Source organism: Bacteroides celer (genome assembly GCF_002632415.2).
Classification (GTDB): domain Bacteria; phylum Bacteroidota; class Bacteroidia; order Bacteroidales; family Bacteroidaceae; genus Bacteroides.
This window is the reverse complement of the sequence record NZ_CP178209.1, coordinates 3824090-3847992: the sequence shown is the minus strand read 5'-3', so window position 1 is coordinate 3847992 and position 23903 is coordinate 3824090. Positions and strand designations below refer to the sequence as shown.

Here is a 23903-nt window from a genome sequence, read left to right as displayed (position 1 = left end):
AACCAAACCGCAAGACAAATGAAAATCAAGAAATTGACGTTGAGCGATTCCGAACGTCGGGAACTTACCACCGGTTTCCGTACAGGCGAAAGCCATTGTTTTCGTATGCGTTGCCGCGCCATATTGCTCAAAGCAGAGGGCTTGAGTGCGCCCCAAGTGGGAGCACAAACGGAAATGACCGCCCAAACCGTTGGCAGTTGGGTCAAACGTTTCGAAAACCAAGGAATCCAAGGATTATATACACGTCCGGGACAAGGTCGCAAAGCCATCATGGACTGTTCGGACGAGGAAGCTGTGCGCAAAGCCATCGAGTCGGACCGACAGAGTGTGCGTGCAGCCAAAGAAGCCTGGCAGAATGCTTCGGGCAAGGAAGCGAGCGAATCGACGTTCAAACGTTTTTTATCCGCATTGGCGCAAGATATAGACGTATAAGAAAACGTCCTAAGGGTAAGCCCTCGCCGCAGCTCTATGCGTATAAGACCGAGAAGCTGCAAGAACTTGAAGTACTTTTTGAAAAAGGCTCCATCGACCTCTTCTATGGTGACGAATCTCATATCTGCACGGAAGGCTATGTCCCTTACGGGTGGCAGTTTTCCGGAGAAGACGTTTACATTCCTGTCGAAAAAGCCAAACGGCTCAACATCTTTGGTATGATTGACAGGAATAACCGCTTTGAAGGTTTCTGCACCTGCGATTCTGTTGATGCAGAGAAAGTCGTGGATTTCCTCGACAGGTTCTCTTTCAAGCTCAACAGAAAGACATTTGTTGTGCTTGACAATGCAAGTGTACACCGTAATGAGAAAATAAAGCGAATGCGTCCAATATGGGAAAAACGGGGACTTTTTCTTTTCTACATTCCCCCATACTCTCCTCATTTGAACATTGTGGAGACCCTTTGGCGTATTATGAAAGGGAAATGGCTCCGACCGCAAGATTATGTCACTACAGAATCGCTGTTTTATGCCACAAATAGGGCTTTGGCGGCGATAGGAACACAACTGAATATTAACTTTAGTCATTATGCTGCTTAATTTTGATTAGTTACTTAACGGAATTGGTTATGGGTACAACATTAGCTACATATTACGCCAAGCTCCAGGATATGCCGGACAGTGAATATAAGGTGGAGATTCTGGAGGACGGACCAATCAAGAAGATTGCAGTCAATGGTAAGATATATGAGGTCGATTATAACATGGGTGGCGACTCTATCCATTCGATCATCATCGATCATCATTCGCATGGAGTGCAGATTTCTCCTTCTTCCAATAATTCGTATACGATTATGAATAAAGGGGAGCTTTATCAGATTGAATTGCAGGGAGAAATGGAGAAGATACATAATGCCCGCACTGCTGCTGAATCCGTAGGGCGTCAGGTGGTACAGGCACCGATGCCGGGAGTTATCCTGAAGACGTATGTAAAGAAGGGAGATCTCGTGAAGCGGGGTGATCCGCTTTGTGTATTGGTGGCGATGAAAATGGAGAATGAGATACGTTCGGTGACGGATGGAGTTGTGAAAGAAGTATTCGTGGAAGATGGCATGAAGGTGGGATTGAACGACAGGATTATGGTAATTGAGTAATTCTTTGAAAAAAACGGGGTAAATACATGCTTTTATTCAAAAAAATATTTACTTTTGGCAGATAAGTACGTATTTACCCCGTTACATCATGAGCATCGAACAAAGCAAAGAAGCATTACTAGAACAGTTAGAAGCACTTAAAAAAGAAAACGAGCAGCTTAGAAAAGAACTTTCTGTTCTTAGGGATGAGAAGCATAGCGATCGTCCTGTTAGTTTTAAAGAGAAATATGCTGTTAGAATACTAGACTCTCTTCCCGATATGCTGACTGTCTTCAATCAGAGTGAGGTAGGCATTGAAGTTGTTTCCAATGAAGAAACCAACCATGTAGGAATATCAAACAAGGATTTTAGAGGGATGCGCATGCAGGATATGGTTCCACCGGAAGCGTATCAGAATATTCACTCCAATATGCGTCAGGCTATCACCACCGGAACTGTTTCAACTGCACATCACGAACTGGATTTTAATGGTGAACGCCATTATTACGAGAACCGTATTTTTCCGTTGGATGAGGAATACGTGCTGATTATGTGTCGTGACATAACGGAACGAGTGGCTACCCAAAGACAATTGGAAGTTTTTAAAAGTGTGCTTGATAAGGTGAGTGACAGTATTCTTGCTGTGGCGGAAGATGGAACGCTGGTTTATGCAAATAAGCAATTTATAGAAGAATACGGTGTAACGCAGGAGTTGGGTACACAAAAAATATATGATTTGCGTGTCTCTATGACCGACAAGGAGGCATGGGAACAAAAGCTCCAGGTGATACGCGATCATGAAGGAAGTCTGGCTTATCGGGCGGCTTATATACCTTACGGGCATACGAAGGAGAGAGTACATCAGGTATCTACTTTCCTGATTCGTGAAAATAATCAGGAACTCACCTGGTTCTTTATGCAGGACATTACCGATGTTATCAAGAAACGCGATGAACTCCGTGAACTGAATTTATTGTTGGATGGTATTTTAAATAATATTCCGGTCTATTTGTGTGTGAAGGACCCGGAAGATGATTTTAGATATTTGTATTGGAATAAGGCATTTGCCGATCATTCAGGTATTCCGGCGTCTAAAGCTATCGGGCATACGGATTATGAAATATTTCCGGTGCATGGAGATGCGGAGAAATTCCGTAAAGATGATTTAGAATTACTTCAGACTCATAAGCGCATTGATATGCAGGAAACTTATTTGTCCGCTAATGGAGAAGCGCGTATCGTGCAGACTTTGAAAGCACTTGTACCGATGGAGGGACGTAAACCGTTGCTGATTGGCATTTCATGGGATATTACTAATCTTCAGAATATTGAGCAGGAACTGATTAGGGCAAGGATTAAAGCGGAGCAATCCGACAGATTGAAAAGCGCTTTCCTTGCTAACATGAGCCATGAGATCCGGACTCCGCTGAATGCTATTGTAGGATTCTCCCAGTTATTGCCTTCTGCCGAAACTGCTGAAGAGAAAAAACTCTATTCGGATATAATCAATCAGAATTCGGATATTTTGTTGCAATTGATTAATGATATTCTGGATTTATCGAAGATAGAAGCCGGGACACTGGAATATATCAAACGTCCAATGAATCTGGGAGAGGTCTGCCGAACAATTTATACTGTTCATAAAGAACGTGTGAAAGAAGGGGTAACTCTTGTCTTTGATAATGAGGAGGAGGATTTGCTCATGGAGGGAGATCAGAACCGTATCATGCAGGTGATAACGAATTTCCTGACTAATGCAAGTAAGTTTACCTATGAAGGAGAGATCCGTTTTGGTTTTGGACGAATGGATAAAGATATTCGTGTGTATGTAAAGGATACAGGAATAGGGATAGAACCGGAAAAGGTAGATCATATCTTCGAGCGTTTTGTCAAACTGAACTCTTTTGCCCAAGGGACAGGATTAGGTCTGTCTATCTGTCGGATGATTATCGAAAAAATCGGTGGAGAAATAGGGGTGACTTCCGAACTGGGTAAAGGCTCCACATTCTATTTCACGATCCCTTATGAAGAAACCGGAGAGCATGGTAAATTCTTTAAAGAGTCGAAAGTGGTATCTAAAGGAAATACAGTCAATCGTGTACAACAGATTAAGAAGATTCTGGTAGCAGAAGATGTGGAGAGCAATTTTATCTTGCTGAAGAATCTGATTGGCAGGGAATATACATTGCTTTGGGCTAAAGACGGAGTGGAAGCTATCGAAATGTATAAGCAGTACCAACCGGACTTAATCCTGATGGATGTAAAAATGCCGCGTATGGATGGACTGGAAGCAACCCATATTATCCGCTCTTATTCTAAAGAAATTCCAATCATTGCTTTGACGGCTTATGCTTTTGAGGCGGATAAAGAATTGGCATTGGAGATGGGTTGTAATGACTTTGTGACCAAACCGATTTCGGAAAGAACATTGAGAAAGGCTTTAGATAAATATTCGACTACTGTTTAAAAAAAGGATTATGGCTATATGTATCCGGTGAAAGTTACTTATGATAGCCATAATCCACAAAAGAGTACGATTGTTGTTGAGTGAAAGTAGTCGGTGATTACTTTTCTATAGATTCTTTTTTATTTCCGGAACCAGTATAAACTTCGTTTCCGGAAAATACTTTTTCAGCCAGGTCCGGATAAATTCCATTGTATCATTCTGAATCGTCTTGTCTTCTACGGTAGGATATAAATTATATAATACGGTATCTAGTACAATGCCGCGTTTTTGTATTGCTTCGAGACTAAGCAGGGTATGATTGATACTCCCCAGTTTGCCCGAAGTAACAAAGATAAGCGGATATTTTTCTTGGACGATGTAGTCAATGGTTAAAAGTTCAGTTGTCAGGGGAACCATAAGGCCGCCTGCTCCTTCAAGTAAAACAGAGTCATACCGTTCACTCAATTCTTCGGTCGCACGTTTTATTTTATCAAAGTCGATGGGGCGGTTATCCAGCTGGGAAGCAAGATGCGGAGAGGCGGGATAAGAGAAAATCTCCGGCATGGTTAGTCCCTCTTGGTCTTCTTTGGTGAAAGGGATTCCCATGATTTGCCGATGTAGGTCAATATCTTCGGAATGACCTACATTTCCCGTTTGAATAAATTTCTGGGTGATGGTGCGATGCCCGTTCTTGTTCCATTCACGAGCTAGAAAGCCGGTGGCATAGCTTTTTCCGGCATCAGTGTCGATACCGCTTACGAAATATACATTCTGTTTCATACTTTTTTCTTTTTTGCGATGATATAAATAGGGTGATATGTTAAGGACACAGAAGTGCCCTGAGTAAATTCCTGCGTGTAACGTTCACAGAAGAGTTGCAAGTCACGACGAGTCCACTGTTGTTGGGGGAGATTGTTCTTAGAATTGTTCTTAGAATTGTTCTTAGAATTGTTCTTAGAATTAGTTCTTGAATTATTCTTTGAATTGTTGTCTGATGAACACAAATCGTTCTCTTGTTTTCCGGTAGGAGAGGATTGCGTTGATAAGCCATTGACTCCGGTTTGCTTCAAGTGATATAGTACTTTTATCGGGTCTTCGAACGAAAGCGGGATAAGCTCTTCTTCTGAATACAGTATGTCAAAATGGGGTGACAAAGCTACTTCGAGCTCTTCCCGTGAACGATAAGGAAGTCCGTTGCCGGTAAGTTCGCGTATTTCTTTCATGTTTTCTTTTCCAAAAGTGCTAAAAGCAAAATAACCCTGATTATTGAGTAGGGTATTACACCTTTCGAAAAAGTTTTCTGGTGATTCGAACCATTGCAAGGCGGAGCAGGAAGTTATCAATGTACTTTCGGTGGGGAAAGAGACTGTTTCGGCATCTCCCGGAAGAAAAGAAACCTGCTTCTTCATTAATAAGTCCTCACAGCAATATTTCATATCGGGGCAAAGGTCATTAAGTAATAACTCTTCCGGACGGAGGGCTTGGAGCAGCATACGGGAGTAAATACCGGTTCCGCAGCCAAATTCAATTACTTTCGAACAGGGAGAAGGTATGTGTTCTGTAAGCAAACGAATCATTTTACCTGCTATTTGCCGTTGCACGTTTGCTTCCTTTGGATAGGTAGTGATAGCTTTTGAAAAACGTTCTGCGATTAGTCGTTTATTCATAATCAATATTTATTTAATAGGCTGATATACTTGATAATCACTTTATTTTAAAATGATGGATGCATCAGTTCTCCGGCTGCATGAGTATCGTGTTAAAAAGCTCTTGTTGGTAATGTGCCGCTTCCACTTGTTCAAGAGAGTCCACTTGGTTTTCCCATGCCAAATATTGGTTATCCGGGAGGAAAATGTGGTCGCCTTTTCCTATGATAGCTTTTTGCCATTTAAAATCAGAGGGCGGCAATGATAAATATTGTTGTTGTATAGCGGCAAGTTCTTCTTTGAGTTCTTCCATCGGACGCTGGGGGGATATGGTTTGAAAAGTTTTATAGTCAGCTATTGAACCACACATTCTTCTTTGAAATTTTTGCAAGGTTTGTTCATTCAGCCCTTGAAGTGTGCCATCGAAAATAGAGTGAGCGATACCTTTGGTTTCGTGTATGGGGTAGAGGGTGCCGTTGATGGCGATACTTTGGGAGACAGGCAGATGTGGGTACTGCTTCATGATTTGCGAAGCTGCCCAGACTCCCATCGACCAGGCGATAAGTGTAATCTGGGAATAGGTTTCTAATAAGTCGGTATCAAATGCTAATGAACGGTAATCATAGCAAATCATCCAGTCCTTATCTGTAGGATGAATGGTCAGGAAAGGAGTTTCGTCCATCCCCCAACCGGCGAAGAAAAGCAATAGATGCTTCTGATTATTCTTTATGATAAAATGCTGCTTCATTCGTTTATCAATTTGATGAGTTGGTCAATTTCATGTTCAGTGATGTCCGCTGTCAGTGAAAAACGGATACGTGAAGTTCCGTCGGGTACGGTAGGCGGACGGACGGGCAATGCATAGAATCCTTTGCGCTGGAGTTCTTCTGCTTTCAATATGGTATCTTCACTGGCTCCTATAATCATAGGTACAATATGGCTCACCGATGGGCAATTATATCCTTTGGCTGTAAGGGCTACCTTTAGCTTTTCACTGATTTGTAGCAGGTGAGCCCTCTTATGTTGTAAAGCTGAAAGGCGTTCTAACATCCACGAAGTCCACTGGATATTGATAGGAGGAAGTGCGGTGGTGAATATAAACGTGCGCATTTTATTAATAAGATATTCCCGAATGAGTTGCCGACAGACAATATAGGCACCTGCCGAAGCAATGGCTTTTCCGAATGTTCCTACTAAAAAGTCTATATCGTTGATACAGTCCTGTTCTTCGGCACATCCTAATCCTTTTTTTCCTCGTACACCAAAAGCATGAGCCTCATCTACATAAAGAAGAACATTGGAATAACTCTTTTTGAGTTGAATGAGAGCGGGAAGATCAGCTTCATCGCCATCCATGCTGAAGATACTTTCGGTAACAATAATAAGCTGCTCATAAGCGTTATGATTTTCAGCAATCAGTCGTTGCAACTGGGAAATATCATTGTGACGATACCGAATACATTTAGCTGATGATAATTTAATTCCGTCTATCAGGCTTGCATGCACTAGCTTGTCGGCAAGAATCAGTGTGTGAGTATTGCAAATGGCAGGAAGTATTCCTGTATTGGCATGATAACCACTATTGAATATAAGTGCACTTTCCGTTCCGAACATCGTGGCTAGCTGTTGCTCCAACTTCTGATAGTCACTAAAATTGCCGGTCAGTAACCGGGAAGAGGAGGAAGTAGGCAGGAATGTTTCAGGGGTGAGTGTTTTTAAGAATTCCTTCCTCAATGAAATGTCATTGGACAGCCCGAGATAATCATTAGAAGATAGGTTCAACATTCGTTGTCCGTTCAGCAGAACATCTCGTCCTTCGTGAATAAGCGGTGGGAGAGAACGGTAGTTCTTTTTCTCTTTCAAGGTCTGGAGTTCCTGGTTTATATGTTCTAATGTCATGAATTATTGTTTTAAGTAATAAGTATTCGATATATGGATGGTTGAAAGCGTAATCAGTTGTCTATAAGATGTTTATTGTCTAAAGAAGTATCCCGAAAGTTTCTCACCGACCAAGGCATCCTTCCTCGGTGAGGAAAGGCCCGTTCCTCACCGAGGAACACCCTTTTGCTCACCGAGGAACAGATTCTTGGGTGAAAATCTGGTAATATTCTTCTTATCTGTCATCTTTTTTGAATAACTTTAAGTAAGCCGGAAGTCAGTTCGCTTAATTGTTCCGAAGTGATGATGAAAGGCGGCATCAGATATACCAGCTTGCCAAAGGGACGTACCCAGATTCTTTCTTCCACAAATCTTCGTTGCATATAGGCCATATTTACCGGACGTTTCATCTCAATGACTCCGATGGCTCCGAGTATTCGTACATCAGCCACTTCCGGAAATTCCCGTGCAGGAGCCAGTTCTTCTTTCAGTTGAGTTTCGATTCGCTTCACATTCTCTTGCCAACCGGATTCGAGCAGCAGGCGAACGGAAGCGCAAGCCACTGCACACGCAAGTGGATTCCCCATAAATGTAGGTCCGTGCATAAAAGCTCCCGGTGCGTGGTTAGAGATTGTATCTGCTATCCGGTTGCTGGTCAATACAGCAGAAAGTGTCATATATCCTCCGGTCAGTGCTTTACCGATACACATTATATCCGGTTCTACTCCGGCATGTTCCCAAGCAAAAAGTTTACCGGTTCGTCCGAATCCCGTTGCTATCTCATCGAAAATAAGAAGAATATCGTGCTTCCGGCAAAGCTTTTCTGCTTCACGTAGGTACTGCGGATGATAAAACCACATCCCGCCTGCTCCCTGTACCACCGGTTCCAGAATAAGCGCCGCCAACTCTTTTGAATGTTTTTCAATCATCTTTTGTAGAGGTAGTATATCTTTCGGATTCCATTCTCCGTCGAACCGGGAAGTGGGGGACGGGACAAAATAACGTACAGGCAATGCCGAACCGAAAAGACTGTGCATACCCGTCACCGGATCACATACAGACATGGCATTCCACGTATCACCGTGATAGCCGGAACGGATAGTCACGAAATTGTTCTTTTCCGGTTTTCCTGCTGCATACCAATATTGTACAGCCATTTTCAGTGCCACTTCTACGGCTACCGAACCGGAGTCAGCATAGAATATTTTCTGCATGGAGGAAGGAACCAAAGGCAATAACAGTTTCCCCAGTTCAATGGCCGGATCATGCGTCAGTCCTCCGAACATGACATGAGACATTTTATCTAATTGTTCTTTTGCCGCCTGATTTAATACCGGATGATTATATCCATGCACTGCACACCACCAGGAAGACATTCCGTCAATGAGCGTTCGTCCGTCTTCGAGGGTAATGGTAGCGCCGTCTGCCCGTTTTACTTTGTAGACAGGAAGCGGATCGGTAGTCGAAGTATACGGATGCCAGATGTGCTCGCGATCAAATTGGGAATCGGCGAAATGATAGCCTTCTTCCTGAATCATCTTTTTGTCTTCCGATACTTTGGAGCCGAGTGTTGTCAATAGGTCGCCTACGATAGCCGAGTTAATTCCGATATATAATGCCTTGTGCATCGCTTCGGAAGAAAGTTGTGAACGTCCTCCGGCAAAACGCAGAAAAGCGGTCGGATTGATAAAACGAAAGAGTGCGATGGTTTTAAGTATTTCTTCTTCGCTTAGAGGCTGCTCGTTTTCCAGTGGAGTTCCCGGAATCGGACTAAGCAGGTTGATAGGTATGGATTGAACATTCAGTTCTGCCAATGTGAAAGCAAATTCAATCCGTTGTTCCATCGTTTCTCCCATGCCGATGATACCTCCGCAACAGATATCCATGCCTACACGACGGGCTGCATCGAGAGTAGCCAGTTTCTGTTCTTGCGTATGCGTAGAGCAGAGTTTGGAAAAATAAGACGGGGCAGTTTCCAGATTACAGTGATAACGGGTGATTCCTGCTTCATGCAGGGAACGCAATTCCTCTTCATTGAGCAGTCCAAGAGAAGCACAAAGTTGAATCGACGAATGTCGACGCATATAACGGACTGTATCGCAAAGTTGGGTAATCTGTTTGGGAGATGGTTTTCGTCCGCTGGTAACGAGGGAGAATCGGTTGACGTCCTGGGCTTCGTTGTATTGGGCCTGTCGGAGACATTCTTCAGCGGGGAGGAGATCGTAAATCTCGGCTTTGGTCTGGTAGTGGGAGGATTGTGCACACCATTTGCAGTTTTCCGGGCATCGGCCGGACTTGGCGTTGATGATGGAACACATGTCGAATTCGTGCGAAGCACGTGCGACGGTAATCTCATGCGCGGCGGCATAAAGCGCCTCGCTGTCAGCCATGTTGGCTAGCCAAGCTGCTTGGTCGGGTGATATGTCGATACCCGCCAACACTTGGTCTTTGATTTCCTGAAGTGTCATAAATGTATGATAAGGGATAGTTTGTGCAGCATTCTGCTTACGAAGAGCAACGTCTACTACATTGGTATGCAGATGACCGATTTGGAATTCGCGTCCCATACTTGCAAAGGCAGCATAGTTCTTTCTTCCCCAGTAGCGAAAGCGGGAAAGAAGAGTGCGTGTGGTCTGTATGTGGCGTTGTTGCTTCATTGATTTTTTTACTTTTGTTCGTTAGAACGTGGCAAATGTACAAAGATTCTTTGGATAAGCAAGCAAGTTGATGATTTCTAGTTTCTGTGGAATTATTTCTTTTTCCTGTATTCTTTGCGGGTGTTGAAGTTGAATCCGGCATATATTTGGAGAGTACCGAATCCATTGTCGACAGAGAAATTGTTGCGATGATAATTGTAGTTTTTTCCAACAAAAGAAGTACCTACGTAATACTTGCCTGTGTTGTAGACAATCCCTGCCCGAACCAGAAAATCCAGATTGAATTTACCGTACCATGCTTTTGCTTCATTTGTTTCTGCGTCCACATCGGAAGCTTTGTAGGCAATGGCAGGGGTGAGAGACAGGCATGCCAGACAGTTGCGGGTAAAGACCCAGTTGTAGGCGTAGCCGAAACTGATATTGGCATTGGTGTATTTAATATTCTTGACTTTCATGGCAGGATTCATCGCCTCCTGGATAAATCCCGGAAGTGCTGTATAGTCGAAGTCGAGATGATGCTTTGAAATGGAAAAACCTGCAATAAATGTACCTGCATTGCGTCGTTGATTAGTGGACTGACTGAATGCGGCAGGATAGGAGAATTTACGGTTATTGAAGATATAATATAGATTCAGTCCTTTGATATCTACCTTTATTCCGCTGAAATCTTCGGAATAGTTAGAGGGGATATCGTCTGAAAATCCTCTGATTTTATGTATTTTGTAATCATTACCAGTGCGGCGATAGAAGATATCCACACCCAGTTTGGAACTGTATAGGCTAAGATCGAATTCTGTTCCTCTGTTCTTTCGGGTACCTTTTTTGAAAATATCGTTCACATCTACAGACCATCCCAGGAAAATCCATCGCCAGCCGAAATACAATCCTATCTTGTTGTGCGGGTTGGGAGAAAAACTAAGTTTCTGTGGCTGCGGCAATTCACTGGTGATAGAATAATACTCAAAGTTGCTGAAATGAGTAACCATCAGCGCATAGTTATAACGGTTGGGACTGATATAGAGCGTATCGAAATCACTGAAGTTCATAAACTTCTTGATCGCTCTTTTAAAAGCACTTGGCTTGGTGGTTGTTGTGGAATCTACTTCTGTACTATCGTTGCCTAAAGAGACTTTCTCTTCAGTCTGCGCCTGTAAGGACAGTGAAAATAACAGAAAAAGATATAGAATAACCCGTTTCCCCATGTGGTTCTTTGTTGGTATAGATATTTTTAGTTTCACGAATGTACTATCTTTCGTTGATTTATACTAGCAATCTTCTAAAAAATGTTTCGTTTCCTAAACAAAAAAGTTCAATGTACTGTTAGTTACAACAAGCAAATAAATCTTAAGCCACAAAATTATGAGAATCTATTTACGTTTATTAGTCGTGTCTCTTCTGCTTTTTGTAGGAAATATAGTATATGCGGAAGCACAGCAGGAGAAACGCGTGACAGGCACGGTGACTTCTGAAGGAGAACCTTTGCCTGGTGTCTCCGTACAATTGAAAGGAGCATCTTCCGGCACCATTACCGATATTGATGGAAAGTATTCGATTGAGGTTCCTGCTACCGGTACTTTAGTGTTCCGTTTTGTAGGAATGAGAACAGTAGAACAACCGGTGAATAACCGGAGTGTGATTAATGTCACGTTGGAATCGGAAAGTAAGGAACTGGAAGAAGTAATGGTAGTAGCTTATGCTACCGCTAAAAAGTATAGTTTTACCGGAGCAGCTTCGACGATGAAAGCAGGTGAGATTGAAAAGTTACAGACTTCCAGCATATCACGTGTATTAGAGGGTACGGTATCCGGAGTACAGGCAAGTGCGGCAAGTGGGCAGCCGGGTACGGATGCGGAAATCCGTATTCGTGGTATCGGGTCTATCAACGCTTCCAGCGCTCCGCTTTATGTAGTGGACGGTGTACCGTTTGATGGTAGTGTGAACTCTATCAATCCGGATGACATATCTTCGATGACAGTATTGAAAGATGCGGCCTCTGCTGCTTTGTACGGTTCCCGTGGTGCGAATGGAGTGATTATTATCACCACCAAGCAGGGAGATCAAAATACCAAAGCAACGGTAAAGGTGAAAGCTTCCTTAGGAGGTTCCAACCGTGCCGTGCGTGATTATGATCGTGTCAGTACCGACCAATATTTTGAATTATATTGGGAAGCACTTCGCAATCAGTATGCCAAGAGTGCGGATTATACTCCGGCAACTGCCGCCACGCAAGCATCCAAAGACTTGGTAACGAAATTAATGGGAGGTGGCCCGAACCCCTATGGTCCTCAATATGCGCAACCGGTCGGTACAGATGGAAAGCTGGTGGCAGGTGCCCGTCCGTTATGGAATTCTGACTGGAGTGACGCCATGGAGCAACAGGCACTTCGCACAGAGTTAAATCTAAGTGTTTCCGGAGGTGGAAAAGCGAATCAGTATTTCTTTTCTGCCGGATACCTGAATGATAAAGGTATTGCACTCGAATCCGGTTACCAGCGTTTCAATCTCCGTTCCAATATCACCAGCGAGATGACTTCCTGGTTGAAAGGAGGCGTCAATTTGAGTTTCGCACATTCCATGCAGAACTATCCAGTTTCATCCGACTCCAAAACCAGTAATGTGATTACCGCAGGACGTACCATGCCGGGATTCTATCCCATTTATGAAATGAATACGGATGGTAGCTACAAATTGGATGAGAGTGGAGACCGTATTTATGACTTCGGTTCCTATCGTCCTTCCGGTTCGATGGCAAACTGGAACCTTCCGGCTACTTTGCCTTTGGATAAATCGGAACGAATGAAAGATGAAGTCTCCGGTCGTACTTTTCTGGAAGCTACGATTATTGAAGGATTGAAATTCAAGACAAGTTTTAACTTTGACTTGATTAATTATAATACATTGGATTATACGAATCCGAAGTTAGGCCCGGCTAAAGAAAACGGCGGCGGCGTCAGCCGAATGAATACCCGTACTTTCTCTTGGACATGGAATAATATTGTTACGTATGACAAGACAATTGGTGAACATCATTTTAATGTTCTTGCCGGTGTGGAGGCCTATTCTTACCGCTACGATGAACTGACGGCATCACGTTCCAAAATGGCGCAGCCTGATATGCCGGAGCTGGTAGTCGGTTCACAGTTGACCGGAGGTTCGGGGTATCGCATCGACTATGCGTTGGTGGGTTATCTGACTCAAGCATTATACGACTATCAAAATAAATATTTCTTCTCGGCATCCTATCGTCGCGACGGTTCTTCACGTTTTGCGCCGGAGACCCGCTGGGGAAATTTCTGGTCGTTGGGTACTTCTTGGCGTATCGACCGGGAAGAGTTTATGGCAAGTACTTCCGACTGGTTGTCTGCCTTGACTCTGAAAATGAGCTATGGTGCGCAGGGAAATGACAACCTGGGTACTTATTATGCAAGTAAAGGACTTTATACCATTGTTTCCAATTTGGGAGAAAATGCGTTAGTGTCCGACCGTATGGCAACTCCGAATCTGAAATGGGAAACAAACCTCAACTTTAATGTAGGTATCGACTTCTCCCTGTTCAATAACCGTTTTTCCGGTTCGTTTGATTTCTTTACACGTCGTTCGAAAGACCTGCTTTATTCACGTCCGCTAGCTCCTTCCCTGGGATACGGTTCTATTGACGAGAATGTAGGAGCCTTGAAGAATACAGGTATAGAAATGGTGCTTAACGGAACGATTATCAATCAGAATGGTTGGGTATGGAAACTGGGTATGAACTTGACACACTATAAAAATAAGGTGACAGACCTCCCATTGAAAGATATGCCGCGAAGTGGTGTGAACAAGTTGCAGGTAGGTCGTTCGGTGTATGATTTCTATATGATAGAGTGGGCGGGAGTAGATCCGGAAAATGGAGATCCGCTGTGGTATAAGGATGAGGTGGATGCAAATAAGAATCCGACCGGAAAACGTGTGACAACAAACGATTACGATTCGGCTGACTATTATTACATCAATAAATCGTCTCTCCCGAAGGTGTATGGTGGATTTAATACCTCTCTTTCCTGGAAAGGATTTGATCTTTCTGCCATCTTTGCTTACAGTATCGGTGGATATATCTACAATCGTGATATAACAATGATTCTGCACAACGGAAGTCTGGAAGGACGTGACTGGTCGACAGAGATTCTAAAAAGATGGACTCCCGACAATCGCTATACAGATGTCCCGGCCTTGAGTACTACCTCTAATGACTGGAATTCGGCTTCTACCCGTTTCTTGCAGAATAACTCGTATATGCGATTGAAAAATCTGACTCTTTCCTATAACTTACCCAAACAATGGATTAGTAAGTTATCATTGAGCAGTGTGCAGGTATATGTACAAGGAGATAATCTGTTTACCATTCACCGGAATCAGGGACTAGACCCAGAACAGGGAATTACCGGTATTACTTATTATCGTTATCCGGCTATGCGAACGATCTCCGGAGGTATTAACGTTTCTTTCTAAATTCAGACTAAATTATGAGAAAAATAAAAATTCAATCCATTCTTGCGGCAGTTGCCGGACTTTTCCTGGCAACGAGTTGTAGCAGCAGTTTTCTGGATACGGACCCAACGGATGCGGTAAGTTCAGAAAAAGTACCTGTACCCGAAAATGCGGAGGCACTTGTGAATGGTGCCTGGTATAATCTGTTTGATTATTCAAGTACCTATGCCAATATCGGTTATCGGGCGCTTCAGTGTCTGGACGACATGATGGCAAGTGATGTTGTTTCCCGTCCGAAATACGGTTTCAATTCTTCGTATCAGTTTAAAGATATAGCGCAATCCTCAAATGGTAGAACAGAGTTTGCCTGGTATCTGATATATAAAACGATAGATAATTGTAACACTGCCATTTCTATCAAGGGGGATTCGGAAGAACTCCGTCAGGCACAGGGACAAGCATTGGCATTACGCGCCTTTTGTTATTTGCACCTGGTACAGCATTATCAATTCACCTACTTGAAAGATAAAGATGCTCCGTGTGTTCCTATATATACCGAACCTAGCAATAGTTCCACTGTACCGAAAGGAAAATCAACAGTGGCACAGGTTTATCAGCTTATTTTCGACGACCTCACTTTGGCGAAGGACTATTTGAAAAACTATGTCCGCAGCGGTGATAATCAAAAGTTCAAACCAAATGTAGCAGTAGTCAACGGTCTTTTGGCTCGTGCTTACTTGCTGACAGGACAGTGGGAAGAAGCTGCGAAAGCTGCTGAAGCAGCACGTGCAGGATATACGTTGATGACAACTACAGCCGAGTACGAAGGTTTTAATAATATTTCCAATAAAGAATGGATATGGGGATTTCCTCAAATTCCTTCCCAATCGGATGCCAGCTATAATTTCTATTATTTGGATGCAACATACGTAGGAGCATATAGCAGCTTTATGGCTGATCCCCATCTGAAAGATACATTTACCGAAGGTGATATTCGTTTACCTTTGTTTCAGTGGATGCGTGAAGGATATTTGGGATATAAGAAATTTCACATGCGTGCAGATGATACGGCTGATCTGGTCTTGATGCGTGCTGCTGAAATGTATTTGATAGAAGCGGAGGCGAAAGTTCGTGATGGCGTAGCGTTGGCACAGGCTGTAGCTCCATTGAATACATTGCGTAATGCCCGTGGAGTAGGGGATTATGAGGTGACAGGAAAATCACAGGAAGATGTAATCAATGAGATTCTGATGGAACGTCGCCGTGAACTTTGGGGAGAAGGATTTGGTATTACCGATATACTTCGTACACAAAAGGCAGTAGAACGTGCTGCTTTATCGGATGAGATGCAGAAGACTGAAGTCGATTGCTGGCAGGAGGGTGGTAGCTTTGAAAAACGAAATCCTCTGGGACATTGGTTCCTTAACTTCCCGAACGGTAAACCGTTTACAGTAAATAGCACCTATTATTTATATGCTATTCCACAGAAAGAAATTAACGCTAACCCTAACATATAAATAGCTCTCTTAATTTTTTGACTTTGACCTTAACTTGTAGACCGGTATACGTCGTGACGACGCATACCGGTCGTTTTCTTTGGAAAAGAGGGAGCGCAAAATGTGACACACCCTATTTTATTTAATCTAATCTTATTCTATTTTTTTTCTTCTTCAAATTAGGTAAAAAGAATGTGACCAATCCTAGTAGCGGCATATAAGCACAGATATTATATACATATTCAATACTCGTTTTATCCGCTAAATTACCGAGTACAGCAGATGCTACACCAGCCACCCCGAATGCAAATCCAAAGAATAACCCTGATATTAATCCGAGCTTGGTAGGAAGCAATTCCTGTGCATAAAGCAATATGGCGGGAAAAGCGGAAGAAAGCATCAATCCCACACAGAAGCTAAGGATAATAGTCCACATCAAATTAGCATGTGGCATTAGTAAACTGAACGGGGCAGCTCCTAAAATAGAAGCCCAAATCACATACTTCCGACCGATACGGTCACCGACAGGTCCGCCGATTAATGTTCCGATAGCAGTAGCTACCAGAAAGATAAATAAATATAGCTGCGAATCTTGTACACTTACATTGAATTTATGAATCAAATAGAAAGTATAATAACTCGTGAGACTTGCCATATAGATATATTTGGAGAAAATCAGAATCAGCAATATCGCGATTGAAAGGGCTGTCTTATCCATAGGCAAAGGAAGATGAACAGGTTTTCTAACACTGACAGTCTGTGCTTTCATCCGGTTTAGATATGATTTATACCATTTGCAAATTGGGTACATCACTCCGATAGAAGCTAAAGCCACAAATGCAAATACGATGAGATGTTGTCTGCCATAAGGAGCCACCAATAGAGCAACCAGTAAAGGACCTAATGAACCTCCGAAGTTGCCACCTACCTGAAAGAGTGATTGTGCCAGTCCACGTTTTCCGCCGGAGGCAAGGAACGTGATACGGGAGGCTTCCGGATGCAGTACGGAAGAGCCAATTCCGATTAAGAATACGGAGGCTAATATCCAGTATAGATTATCAGAGAATGCTAAGTTTATCAAACCAATCAGTGTAAAGCTCATTCCGATAGGCAATGACCATGCGACGGGATGCTTATCAAAGAAAATTCCGGTAATCGGTTGAAAAACTGAAGCGGAAAGTTGATAAACTAGTGTGATAAGTCCGATTTGCGCGAAACTAAGTCCTAAATCATCTTTAAATAAAGGATAAGATGCTGATAGCACCGACTGTAAAAGATCGTTGAGGCAATGCGAAAGACTCAATGCAATCAAAATGGAAAATGTAATTTTTCCTACGGGTTGTTCCTGATTCTGTACCATAATACCTATTTACTATTGAAGTGTTCCTGAAAAATCGGCTGCAAAGGTACGGAAACTTCCCGTTTCTCAATATATATTTGCTGTGATTAATTCAATATGATAGGAATAAAGCTCTAAGACTAAGGATTGTAAATTGTCGTTAATTCAGTTTTGAGTGACTGAACTATTCTTCATACCTACTGTTGTTAAATAAAAAAGGAGGATTATATGGGCTTTATATGGTATATCGTTATTGGTATTGTGGCTGGATTCCTCGCAGGTAAAATAATGCGCGGCGGAGGTTTTGGTCTTGTTATAAATTTATTACTTGGTATTCTTGGAGGTGTACTGGGCGGTTGGGTGTTTGCCCTTTTCGGACTGGCAGCTTCAGGACTGATCGGAAGTTTGATAACTTCCACCGTAGGAGCTATCCTTGTATTGTGGATTGCTTCTTTATTCTCGAAATCTAAATAGATATTTATATAATTTATTTTTAATCCTAAAAACAGAACTTGATTATGGAATGTAGACATGGAAATTTCTGGATTGGACTCGGAATTGGGTCAATCCTTGGCGCAGTAGCTTATCGTCTTTCACGTACAGCAAAAGCAAAACAATTAGAAAGTGAAATTTATAATGCTATCCATCGCATAGGTCGTGATGCTGAAATAGCTGCTGCTCATGCTGAAAGAAAAGCAGTGGATCTTGGACTTAAAGCAGTAGAAGCCGGTGCGGAAATTGCTGATAAAGTAGCAGATGAAGCCGATAAAGTGGCCGGAAAAGCAAAAGATAAGTGGGGAAAATAAGAATTCCAAAACGGGTAATCGATTTAAATAGAATCGGTTACCTGTTTTATTTTATATACGTTTAATCTTTTATTTCTAGCCTTATCAGTCACTATTTGAATGATGTGTGCACGAACACATATTGGTGTATCTTCTCCATTATTTTCACTTCCTTCAAGAATCAAAAGCTACTTTTCCTCTGGTTTCTCATCTGATAAGTACTTTTTTATCTATACTATCTTTACTTTTTCTTATGTTTAACAACATGTATACTTCCTTGCTGTTGTGGTTAACTTACTGATTATTAGTAGTATGTTCTTTATTGTGTGTTATGTGTGTGCGCACACACTATTGCTTAATTCAATAATTCATTTTACTTTTGCCGATGAAAAACAAGATACTTATCAATAGATGGATAAAGAGTTTTCAAATATTCGGATTGTAGACATTGCCAAGATGGCAGGAGTCTCTGTTGGCACGGTAGATCGTGTAATACATAATCGTGGCAGGGTATCTGAAGAAAACAGGAAAAAGGTACAGGCGATTCTGGAGATGGTACATTACCAGCCCAATCTGATGGCACGTTCATTGGCGGCCTCCAAAAAGCAATATCATCTTCTTGCGATTACTCCTTCTTTTGTTCAGGGAGAGTATTGGGAAGCTATTTCGGAAGGTATAGATAAAGCAGCGTCGGAAATGGAATCGTATAACATCACCATTACCAAACTCTTTTTCGATCAATATAATAACAAGACTTTTGATGATATCATCCGTAATCTGCTGAATGAGAAAGTAGATGGTGTATTGATTGCGACTTTGTTTACGGATTCTGTTATCCGGCTTTCGCAGGAACTTGACAGGAATGAAATACCTTATGTGTATGTTGACTCCAACATTGGAGGGCAACATCAACTGGCTTATTTCGGAACGGAGTCTTATGATGCCGGAGTGATTGCTGCCAGATTGTTGATGGATCGGCTTTCTTCGTCTTCCGATATATTGATGGCGCGAATTATTCATAGTGGGAAGAATGACTCTAATCAGGGAAAGAACAGGCGGGAAGGTTTCTGCCATTATCTCACGCAAACAGGATTCAATGGAAATCTGCATGAAGTGGAGCTGAAAATAAATGATTCAGTGTATAACTTCATGAAACTGGATGAAATATTTGAAGCTAATCCAAATATAAATGGGGCTGTTATCTTCAATTCAACTTGTTATATTTTAGGGAATTACCTGAAAGCGAGAGGAATGCAGTCTGTTAAACTGGTTGGTTATGACCTTATCGGGAGAAATACACAGTTGCTTTCCGAAGGTGTGATAACCGCATTGATTGCGCAGCGTCCGGAGCGTCAGGGATATGATGGTATTAAATCATTGTGTAATCATCTGTTGTTCAAACAGGGCAGTGAAAAGGTTAATTTGATGCCTATCGATATTCTTCTCAAAGAGAATCTGAAATATTATCTGAACAATAAATTATAAACATATAAATTTGTAAGAACCATGAATGAATTATTTAACGTAAAAGGCAAAGTAGTTGTTATCACCGGTGGAGCTGGTATTTTAGGTAAAGGTATTGCTGCGTATCTCGCAAAGGAAGGTGCAAAAGTAGTTGTGCTCGACAGAAGTGAAGAAGCAGGAAAAGCATTGGTAGACAGTATCAAAGCCGAAGGAAATGAAGCCATGTTCCTTTACACGGATGTGATGGATAAAGAAGTGTTGGAAGGCAACAAAGTGGAAATCATGAAGGCTTATGGCCGTATTGATGTATTGTTGAACGCTGCCGGAGGTAACATGGCAGGTGCAACTATTGCTCCGGATAAAACTTTTTTCGATTTACAGATTGACGCATTCAAGAAAGTAGTGGATTTGAACCTTTTCGGTACAGTATTGCCTACGATGGTATTTGCTGAAATTATGGTAGAACAGAAGAAAGGTTCTATTGTAAACTTCTGTTCTGAATCGGCTCTTCGTCCATTGACCCGTGTGGTAGGTTATGGTGCGGCAAAAGCAGCTATTGCCAACTTTACTAAATATATGGCTGGCGAACTGGCTTTGAAATTCGGTAACGGTCTGCGTGTAAATGCCATCGCTCCGGGATTTTTCCTGACCGATCAGAATCGTGCGTTATTGACTAATCCGGATGGTTCTCTGACCGATCGTTCAAAGACCATTCTCGCTCATACTCCATTCAACCGTTTCGGTGAACCGGAAGACCTTTATGGAACAATCCATTATTTGATTAGCGATGCTTCTAACTTCGTAACAGGTACAGTAGCTGTTATCGACGGTGGATTTGATGCATTCTCTATCTAATATTGGGATGATATCATTCTGTTTTTAATCATAATTAGTAACTTGTAATCAGGAAAGAATAATATGTATTTATGTGAACAAACTTGGCGCTGGTATGGTCCTAATGACCCGGTTAGCTTGTGGGATATTAAGCAGGCAGGCGCTACTGGTATAGTAAATGCTCTTCATCACATTCCAAATGGTGAAGTGTGGACAGTAGAAGAGATCATGAAGCGTAAGCAAATGATTGAAGAAGTGGGTCTGACATGGTCTGTGGTAGAAAGTGTACCTGTACACGAGCATATCAAAACACAGACGGGCGACTTTATGAAATACATCGAAAACTATAAGGAAAGTATCCGTAATCTGGCGAAGTGTGGCGTGATGGTAGTTACTTATAACTTCATGCCTGTATTGGACTGGACCCGCACAGATCTTGCCTATACAATGCCGGACGGCTCTAAAGCACTCCGCTTTGAAAAAGCAGCTTTTGTAGCTTTCGATCTTTTCATCTTGAAACGTCCGAATGCTGAAAAAGACTATACTCCGGAAGAAATAGCTAAAGCGAAAGCTCGTTTTGAGCAGATGAGCGAAGACGACAAGAAATTGTTGGTTCGTAATATGATTGCCGGACTTCCGGGTTCGGAAGAAAGTTTCACAGTAGAACAATTTCAGCAAGCATTAGATCGTTATGACGATATTGATGCAGAGAAGCTTCGTTCCAACCTGATTTTTTTCTTAAAAGAAATTGCTCCTGTTGCCGATGAAGTAGGAGTGAAACTGGTGATTCATCCGGATGATCCTCCTTATACCATCTTAGGTTTGCCTCGTATTTTGAGTACGGAAGAGGATTTCAAGAAATTGATTGAAGCCGTACCTAACGAATCTAATGGCCTCTGCTTGTGTACAGGCTCTTTCGGTGTGCGTGCCGACAATGATCTTGCAGGTATGATGGAGCGTTTTGGCGACCGTGTGAACTTCGTACACTTGCGCAGTACACAACGTGACGAGGAAGGAAACTTCTACGAAGCTAATCACTTGGAAGGAAATGTAGACATGTACAACGTAATGAAGAGCCTTATTCTTCTACAACAGCGTCGTAAATGCTCTATCGCTATGCGTCCCGACCACGGACATCAAATGATTGATGACTTGAAAAAGAAAACGAATCCGGGATATTCTTGCCTGGGCCGTCTTCGCGGATTGGCTGAACTTCGCGGCTTGGAAATGGGTATTGCAAAATCTATCCTCTAATCGAAGTACATAGTTAGCACTTTATTATCAAACACTACGGCTATTATTGATTGAAATAATAGTTGTAGTGTTTTTCATTTGCTCTTTTTCACTGGTTGAGGAATAAGTGAAGCGAATAAATCTCCAACATGTATATCTTTATCAGCTTTCTTTGTTTTTCTTGCTTTTTTCGGTTCGGGAATAATAAGTAAAGCTATTTGTGCGCAAGCCTCTGCATCTGCCAGTGCGTGGTGGTGATTCTCTAAATGATATCCGCATCGTTCTGCTACCGTATGCAACTGATGATTGGGCAAATCTTTTCCAAAGACTTTCCTCGAAGTACGGCAAGTACAATAAAACTTATAATCAGGATAAGTCATGTCATATAATTCGTGAACCGCCCGGAGACAACCTTCATCAAAAGGACTGTTGTGCGCTACAAGTGGCAGACCGTCTATCAATGGTTTGATTTCCGCCCATACTTCCGGAAATTCGTCGGCTTCCATCGTATCGTCGTAAGTTAAGCCATGAACAGCTGTGGTCCATTGCGTATAATAATTGGGACGGGGACGGATCAGACGATAGATTTTATTCGTTATTTTTCCTTCCCTTACGATGACAACCCCAACACTGCATACGCTGGTACGTTTGCCGTTGGCTGTTTCAAAGTCGATAGCTGCAAAGTTTATCATCGTTTCTATTATTTTTTCGGATACAAATATAGCATAAAAAATGAGGTTGGAGAAAATATAGTAACAGGATTGGCAAATAGAAACCTTTTACTAAAAATTGAATTAAAATGGACTTTGGGGAAACATTTCCAATAAAAAACTCTTCTTTTAAAGAATTTACACTATTTTTGTTCGACATAAACCAAAGGCATGGACAAAATGGAAAATCCGGGACCATTTGCCCCCTCCTGTCCAAATCAAATTGATCCCCTGAATCCAATCTAAATTGATCCCTTTTGTCCAGCTGAAAGTGACCCCTTCAAATTGAACGTACGGATATACTGGTGATGTTCCGCTTCCGGATATCACAACGAAAGAAAAGGCGCAGCAATATATCGGTTTGGATATGGCTGCCGAAAAGGTAGGCAAAGATAAATTTCTCGAAGAGATTGTCCCTGAATGGCTTCAAAAGGTAAAGGCAAACGGACGCATCGTTGATTAGAATTTATTTTCGCTATATTTGCGTACAAAATAGATCCATGTATACAGAATATCAGCCTTCTCATTTACTTGTTCCCTACATTGATAGCTATTGGGAGTTTAAGGGCAATCCGGATTATGGTATGCGCATCCATATTCTGCCGGATGGTTGTACCGATTTTATATTTACGCTGGGAGAGGTGGCTAATGCTGTTGAAGAAGGGAGTCTGATTATGCAACCCTATCGTTCCTATTTTGTAGGACCTATGACAAAATATTCGGAACTCGTCACTTATACAGAATCGATTCACATGTTTGGCGTTCGTTTTTTACCTTGTGGTTTGTCTTGCTTTACAAACCTGCCTCTACACGAGTTTGTGAATAGCAGAGTCAGTACTAATGAGATGAAGGCTGTTTTTGATGACACTTTTATTGAAAAATTAGGTGAGCAGAAGCATGTCACAGATCGAATACGAGTAGTGGAAGAATATTTGCTGGCATATTTGGCGCGTCATTATCAGCCTGCCGATTCTCATGTCGCTATGGCAGTGAACATGATTAATCATTCCAAAGGAAAACGTTCAGTTCGCAGCTTGATGGATGATGTCTGTTTGTGTCAGCGTCATTTTGAGAGAAAGTTCAAGCATTATACCGGATTTACTCCTAAAGAATACAGCCGTATTGTTAAATTTAAGAATGCTGTGGAATTGTTGAGAACCACAACATCAGCCAATCTGTTGACTACGGCAGTTGATGCAGGATACTATGATTTAGCGCATTTTTCAAAAGAGATTAAGTCGATGTCCGGCAATACTCCTGCGTCTTTTCTTTCCCTAACCGTTCCGGAAGAAACCACACTTACTTATATCGAACCACAAAGATAGATTAGGTAAAAGTCGCTTTTTTACAATAGAATGGGAAGATATGCCGTTACCTTTGCAAG

At 42.2% G+C, this 23903-nt stretch carries 20 protein-coding genes and 1 pseudogene; 13 read left to right on the top strand and 8 right to left on the bottom strand.

The window, feature by feature from the left end:
• The first annotated feature begins 18 nt into the window (after positions 1 to 18).
• From CJF29_RS15750 to CJF29_RS15735, 4 genes are all read left to right on the top strand, one after another.
• Positions 19 to 432, top strand: coding sequence for a helix-turn-helix domain-containing protein (locus tag CJF29_RS15750; protein WP_099147678.1), 414 nt, complete (start codon positions 19 to 21; stop codon positions 430 to 432).
• Positions 348 to 1031 carry an IS630 family transposase gene (locus CJF29_RS15745; protein ID WP_141561047.1) on the top strand — a complete coding sequence of 228 codons (684 nt, stop codon included), beginning with the start codon at positions 348 to 350 and terminating at the stop codon, positions 1029 to 1031. Before CJF29_RS15750 ends, CJF29_RS15745 begins: the two co-directional genes overlap by 85 nt.
• Before the next feature lie 29 nt (positions 1032 to 1060).
• Positions 1061 to 1585, top strand: coding sequence for a biotin/lipoyl-containing protein (locus CJF29_RS15740; RefSeq protein WP_004297139.1), 525 nt, complete (start codon positions 1061 to 1063; stop codon positions 1583 to 1585).
• Positions 1586 to 1673: 88 nt separating this feature from the next.
• The gene (locus CJF29_RS15735; RefSeq protein ID WP_099147201.1) at positions 1674 to 4031 is read left to right on the top strand and encodes a PAS domain-containing protein; all 2358 of its coding nucleotides are present in this window, start codon (positions 1674 to 1676) and stop codon (positions 4029 to 4031) included.
• A gap of 105 nt (positions 4032 to 4136) precedes the next feature.
• Here CJF29_RS15735 and bioD read toward each other — a convergent pair whose 3' ends face one another.
• From bioD to CJF29_RS15705, 6 genes are all read right to left on the bottom strand, one after another.
• Positions 4137 to 4790 carry a dethiobiotin synthase gene (gene bioD, locus CJF29_RS15730; RefSeq protein WP_004297136.1) on the bottom strand — a complete coding sequence of 218 codons (654 nt, stop codon included), beginning with the start codon at positions 4788 to 4790 and terminating at the stop codon, positions 4137 to 4139.
• Positions 4787 to 5677 carry a malonyl-ACP O-methyltransferase BioC gene (bioC, locus tag CJF29_RS15725; RefSeq protein ID WP_099147200.1) on the bottom strand — a complete coding sequence of 297 codons (891 nt, stop codon included), beginning with the start codon at positions 5675 to 5677 and terminating at the stop codon, positions 4787 to 4789. Before bioC ends, bioD begins: the two co-directional genes overlap by 4 nt.
• Positions 5678 to 5741: 64 nt before the next feature.
• Entirely contained in the window at positions 5742 to 6404 is a 663-nt protein-coding gene (locus CJF29_RS15720) for a DUF452 family protein (protein WP_099147199.1), read from the bottom strand.
• Complete coding sequence (locus CJF29_RS15715) at positions 6401 to 7555, bottom strand: 8-amino-7-oxononanoate synthase (RefSeq protein ID WP_004297133.1); 1155 nt, start codon at positions 7553 to 7555, stop codon at positions 6401 to 6403. Before CJF29_RS15715 ends, CJF29_RS15720 begins: the two co-directional genes overlap by 4 nt.
• 221 nt (positions 7556 to 7776) lie before the next feature.
• Entirely contained in the window at positions 7777 to 10191 is a 2415-nt protein-coding gene (bioA, locus tag CJF29_RS15710; protein WP_099147198.1) for an adenosylmethionine--8-amino-7-oxononanoate transaminase, read from the bottom strand.
• A gap of 92 nt (positions 10192 to 10283) precedes the next feature.
• Complete coding sequence (locus tag CJF29_RS15705) at positions 10284 to 11393, bottom strand: DUF4421 domain-containing protein (RefSeq protein ID WP_004311216.1); 1110 nt, start codon at positions 11391 to 11393, stop codon at positions 10284 to 10286.
• Between the two features lie 157 nt (positions 11394 to 11550).
• Here CJF29_RS15705 and CJF29_RS15700 point away from each other — a divergent pair, with 157 nt between their 5' ends.
• Positions 11551 to 14679: a SusC/RagA family TonB-linked outer membrane protein gene (locus tag CJF29_RS15700; RefSeq protein WP_008774623.1), complete on the top strand. Its 3129-nt coding sequence runs from the start codon at positions 11551 to 11553 to the stop codon at positions 14677 to 14679.
• 14 nt (positions 14680 to 14693) lie between these two features.
• The gene (locus tag CJF29_RS15695) at positions 14694 to 16175 is read left to right on the top strand and encodes a RagB/SusD family nutrient uptake outer membrane protein (RefSeq protein ID WP_004311214.1); all 1482 of its coding nucleotides are present in this window, start codon (positions 14694 to 14696) and stop codon (positions 16173 to 16175) included.
• Between the two features lie 121 nt (positions 16176 to 16296).
• Here the strand turns inward: CJF29_RS15695 and CJF29_RS15690 are convergent, their stop codons facing one another.
• On the bottom strand, positions 16297 to 17514 hold the full coding sequence (locus CJF29_RS15690) for an MFS transporter (RefSeq protein ID WP_074557974.1): 1218 nt from the start codon (positions 17512 to 17514) through the stop codon (positions 16297 to 16299).
• Between the two features lie 207 nt (positions 17515 to 17721).
• Here CJF29_RS15690 and CJF29_RS15685 point away from each other — a divergent pair, with 207 nt between their 5' ends.
• From CJF29_RS15685 to uxuA, 5 genes are all read left to right on the top strand, one after another.
• Positions 17722 to 17967: a GlsB/YeaQ/YmgE family stress response membrane protein gene (locus CJF29_RS15685; protein ID WP_004297125.1), complete on the top strand. Its 246-nt coding sequence runs from the start codon at positions 17722 to 17724 to the stop codon at positions 17965 to 17967.
• A gap of 44 nt (positions 17968 to 18011) precedes the next feature.
• Positions 18012 to 18299 carry a YtxH domain-containing protein gene (locus CJF29_RS15680; RefSeq protein WP_004297124.1) on the top strand — a complete coding sequence of 96 codons (288 nt, stop codon included), beginning with the start codon at positions 18012 to 18014 and terminating at the stop codon, positions 18297 to 18299.
• Positions 18300 to 18689: 390 nt separating this feature from the next.
• Positions 18690 to 19763 carry a substrate-binding domain-containing protein gene (locus CJF29_RS15675; RefSeq protein ID WP_004304112.1) on the top strand — a complete coding sequence of 358 codons (1074 nt, stop codon included), beginning with the start codon at positions 18690 to 18692 and terminating at the stop codon, positions 19761 to 19763.
• A 21-nt stretch (positions 19764 to 19784) separates the two neighbouring features.
• Positions 19785 to 20597, top strand: coding sequence for an SDR family oxidoreductase (locus CJF29_RS15670; RefSeq protein WP_004304110.1), 813 nt, complete (start codon positions 19785 to 19787; stop codon positions 20595 to 20597).
• A gap of 63 nt (positions 20598 to 20660) precedes the next feature.
• Entirely contained in the window at positions 20661 to 21830 is a 1170-nt protein-coding gene (gene uxuA / locus CJF29_RS15665; protein WP_004304108.1) for a mannonate dehydratase, read from the top strand.
• Positions 21831 to 21904: 74 nt separating this feature from the next.
• Here uxuA and CJF29_RS15660 read toward each other — a convergent pair whose 3' ends face one another.
• Positions 21905 to 22501 (bottom strand): 3'-5' exonuclease, encoded by a 597-nt coding sequence (locus tag CJF29_RS15660; protein ID WP_004304106.1) that lies wholly within the window; start codon positions 22499 to 22501, stop codon positions 21905 to 21907.
• Positions 22502 to 22811: 310 nt separating this feature from the next.
• Between CJF29_RS15660 and CJF29_RS15655 the strand changes: the two are divergent.
• Positions 22812 to 22982, top strand: a pseudogene (locus tag CJF29_RS15655) (ammonia-forming cytochrome c nitrite reductase subunit c552); the annotation flags it as partial.
• A 37-nt stretch (positions 22983 to 23019) separates the two neighbouring features.
• Entirely contained in the window at positions 23020 to 23844 is an 825-nt protein-coding gene (locus CJF29_RS15650) for a helix-turn-helix domain-containing protein (protein ID WP_004297116.1), read from the top strand.
• Positions 23845 to 23903: the final 59 nt, after the last annotated feature.

What these genes read in the sequence shown, in the direction of transcription:
- CJF29_RS15750 (WP_099147678.1), top strand. Translation starts at nt 19, where the DNA reads ATGAAAATCAAGAAATTGACGTTGAGCGATTCCGAACGTCGGGAACTT.
- CJF29_RS15740 (WP_004297139.1), top strand. Translation starts at nt 1,061, where the DNA reads ATGGGTACAACATTAGCTACATATTACGCCAAGCTCCAGGATATGCCG.
- CJF29_RS15735 (WP_099147201.1), top strand. Translation starts at nt 1,674, where the DNA reads ATGAGCATCGAACAAAGCAAAGAAGCATTACTAGAACAGTTAGAAGCA.
- bioD (WP_004297136.1), bottom strand. Translation starts at nt 4,790, where the DNA reads ATGAAACAGAATGTATATTTCGTAAGCGGTATCGACACTGATGCCGGA.
- bioC (WP_099147200.1), bottom strand. Translation starts at nt 5,677, where the DNA reads ATGAATAAACGACTAATCGCAGAACGTTTTTCAAAAGCTATCACTACC.
- CJF29_RS15720 (WP_099147199.1), bottom strand. Translation starts at nt 6,404, where the DNA reads ATGAAGCAGCATTTTATCATAAAGAATAATCAGAAGCATCTATTGCTT.
- CJF29_RS15715 (WP_004297133.1), bottom strand. Translation starts at nt 7,555, where the DNA reads ATGACATTAGAACATATAAACCAGGAACTCCAGACCTTGAAAGAGAAA.
- bioA (WP_099147198.1), bottom strand. Translation starts at nt 10,191, where the DNA reads ATGAAGCAACAACGCCACATACAGACCACACGCACTCTTCTTTCCCGC.
- CJF29_RS15705 (WP_004311216.1), bottom strand. Translation starts at nt 11,393, where the DNA reads ATGGGGAAACGGGTTATTCTATATCTTTTTCTGTTATTTTCACTGTCC.
- CJF29_RS15700 (WP_008774623.1), top strand. Translation starts at nt 11,551, where the DNA reads ATGAGAATCTATTTACGTTTATTAGTCGTGTCTCTTCTGCTTTTTGTA.
- CJF29_RS15695 (WP_004311214.1), top strand. Translation starts at nt 14,694, where the DNA reads ATGAGAAAAATAAAAATTCAATCCATTCTTGCGGCAGTTGCCGGACTT.
- CJF29_RS15690 (WP_074557974.1), bottom strand. Translation starts at nt 17,514, where the DNA reads ATGGTACAGAATCAGGAACAACCCGTAGGAAAAATTACATTTTCCATT.
- CJF29_RS15685 (WP_004297125.1), top strand. Translation starts at nt 17,722, where the DNA reads ATGGGCTTTATATGGTATATCGTTATTGGTATTGTGGCTGGATTCCTC.
- CJF29_RS15680 (WP_004297124.1), top strand. Translation starts at nt 18,012, where the DNA reads ATGGAATGTAGACATGGAAATTTCTGGATTGGACTCGGAATTGGGTCA.
- CJF29_RS15675 (WP_004304112.1), top strand. Translation starts at nt 18,690, where the DNA reads ATGGATAAAGAGTTTTCAAATATTCGGATTGTAGACATTGCCAAGATG.
- CJF29_RS15670 (WP_004304110.1), top strand. Translation starts at nt 19,785, where the DNA reads ATGAATGAATTATTTAACGTAAAAGGCAAAGTAGTTGTTATCACCGGT.
- uxuA (WP_004304108.1), top strand. Translation starts at nt 20,661, where the DNA reads ATGTATTTATGTGAACAAACTTGGCGCTGGTATGGTCCTAATGACCCG.
- CJF29_RS15660 (WP_004304106.1), bottom strand. Translation starts at nt 22,501, where the DNA reads ATGATAAACTTTGCAGCTATCGACTTTGAAACAGCCAACGGCAAACGT.
- CJF29_RS15650 (WP_004297116.1), top strand. Translation starts at nt 23,020, where the DNA reads ATGTATACAGAATATCAGCCTTCTCATTTACTTGTTCCCTACATTGAT.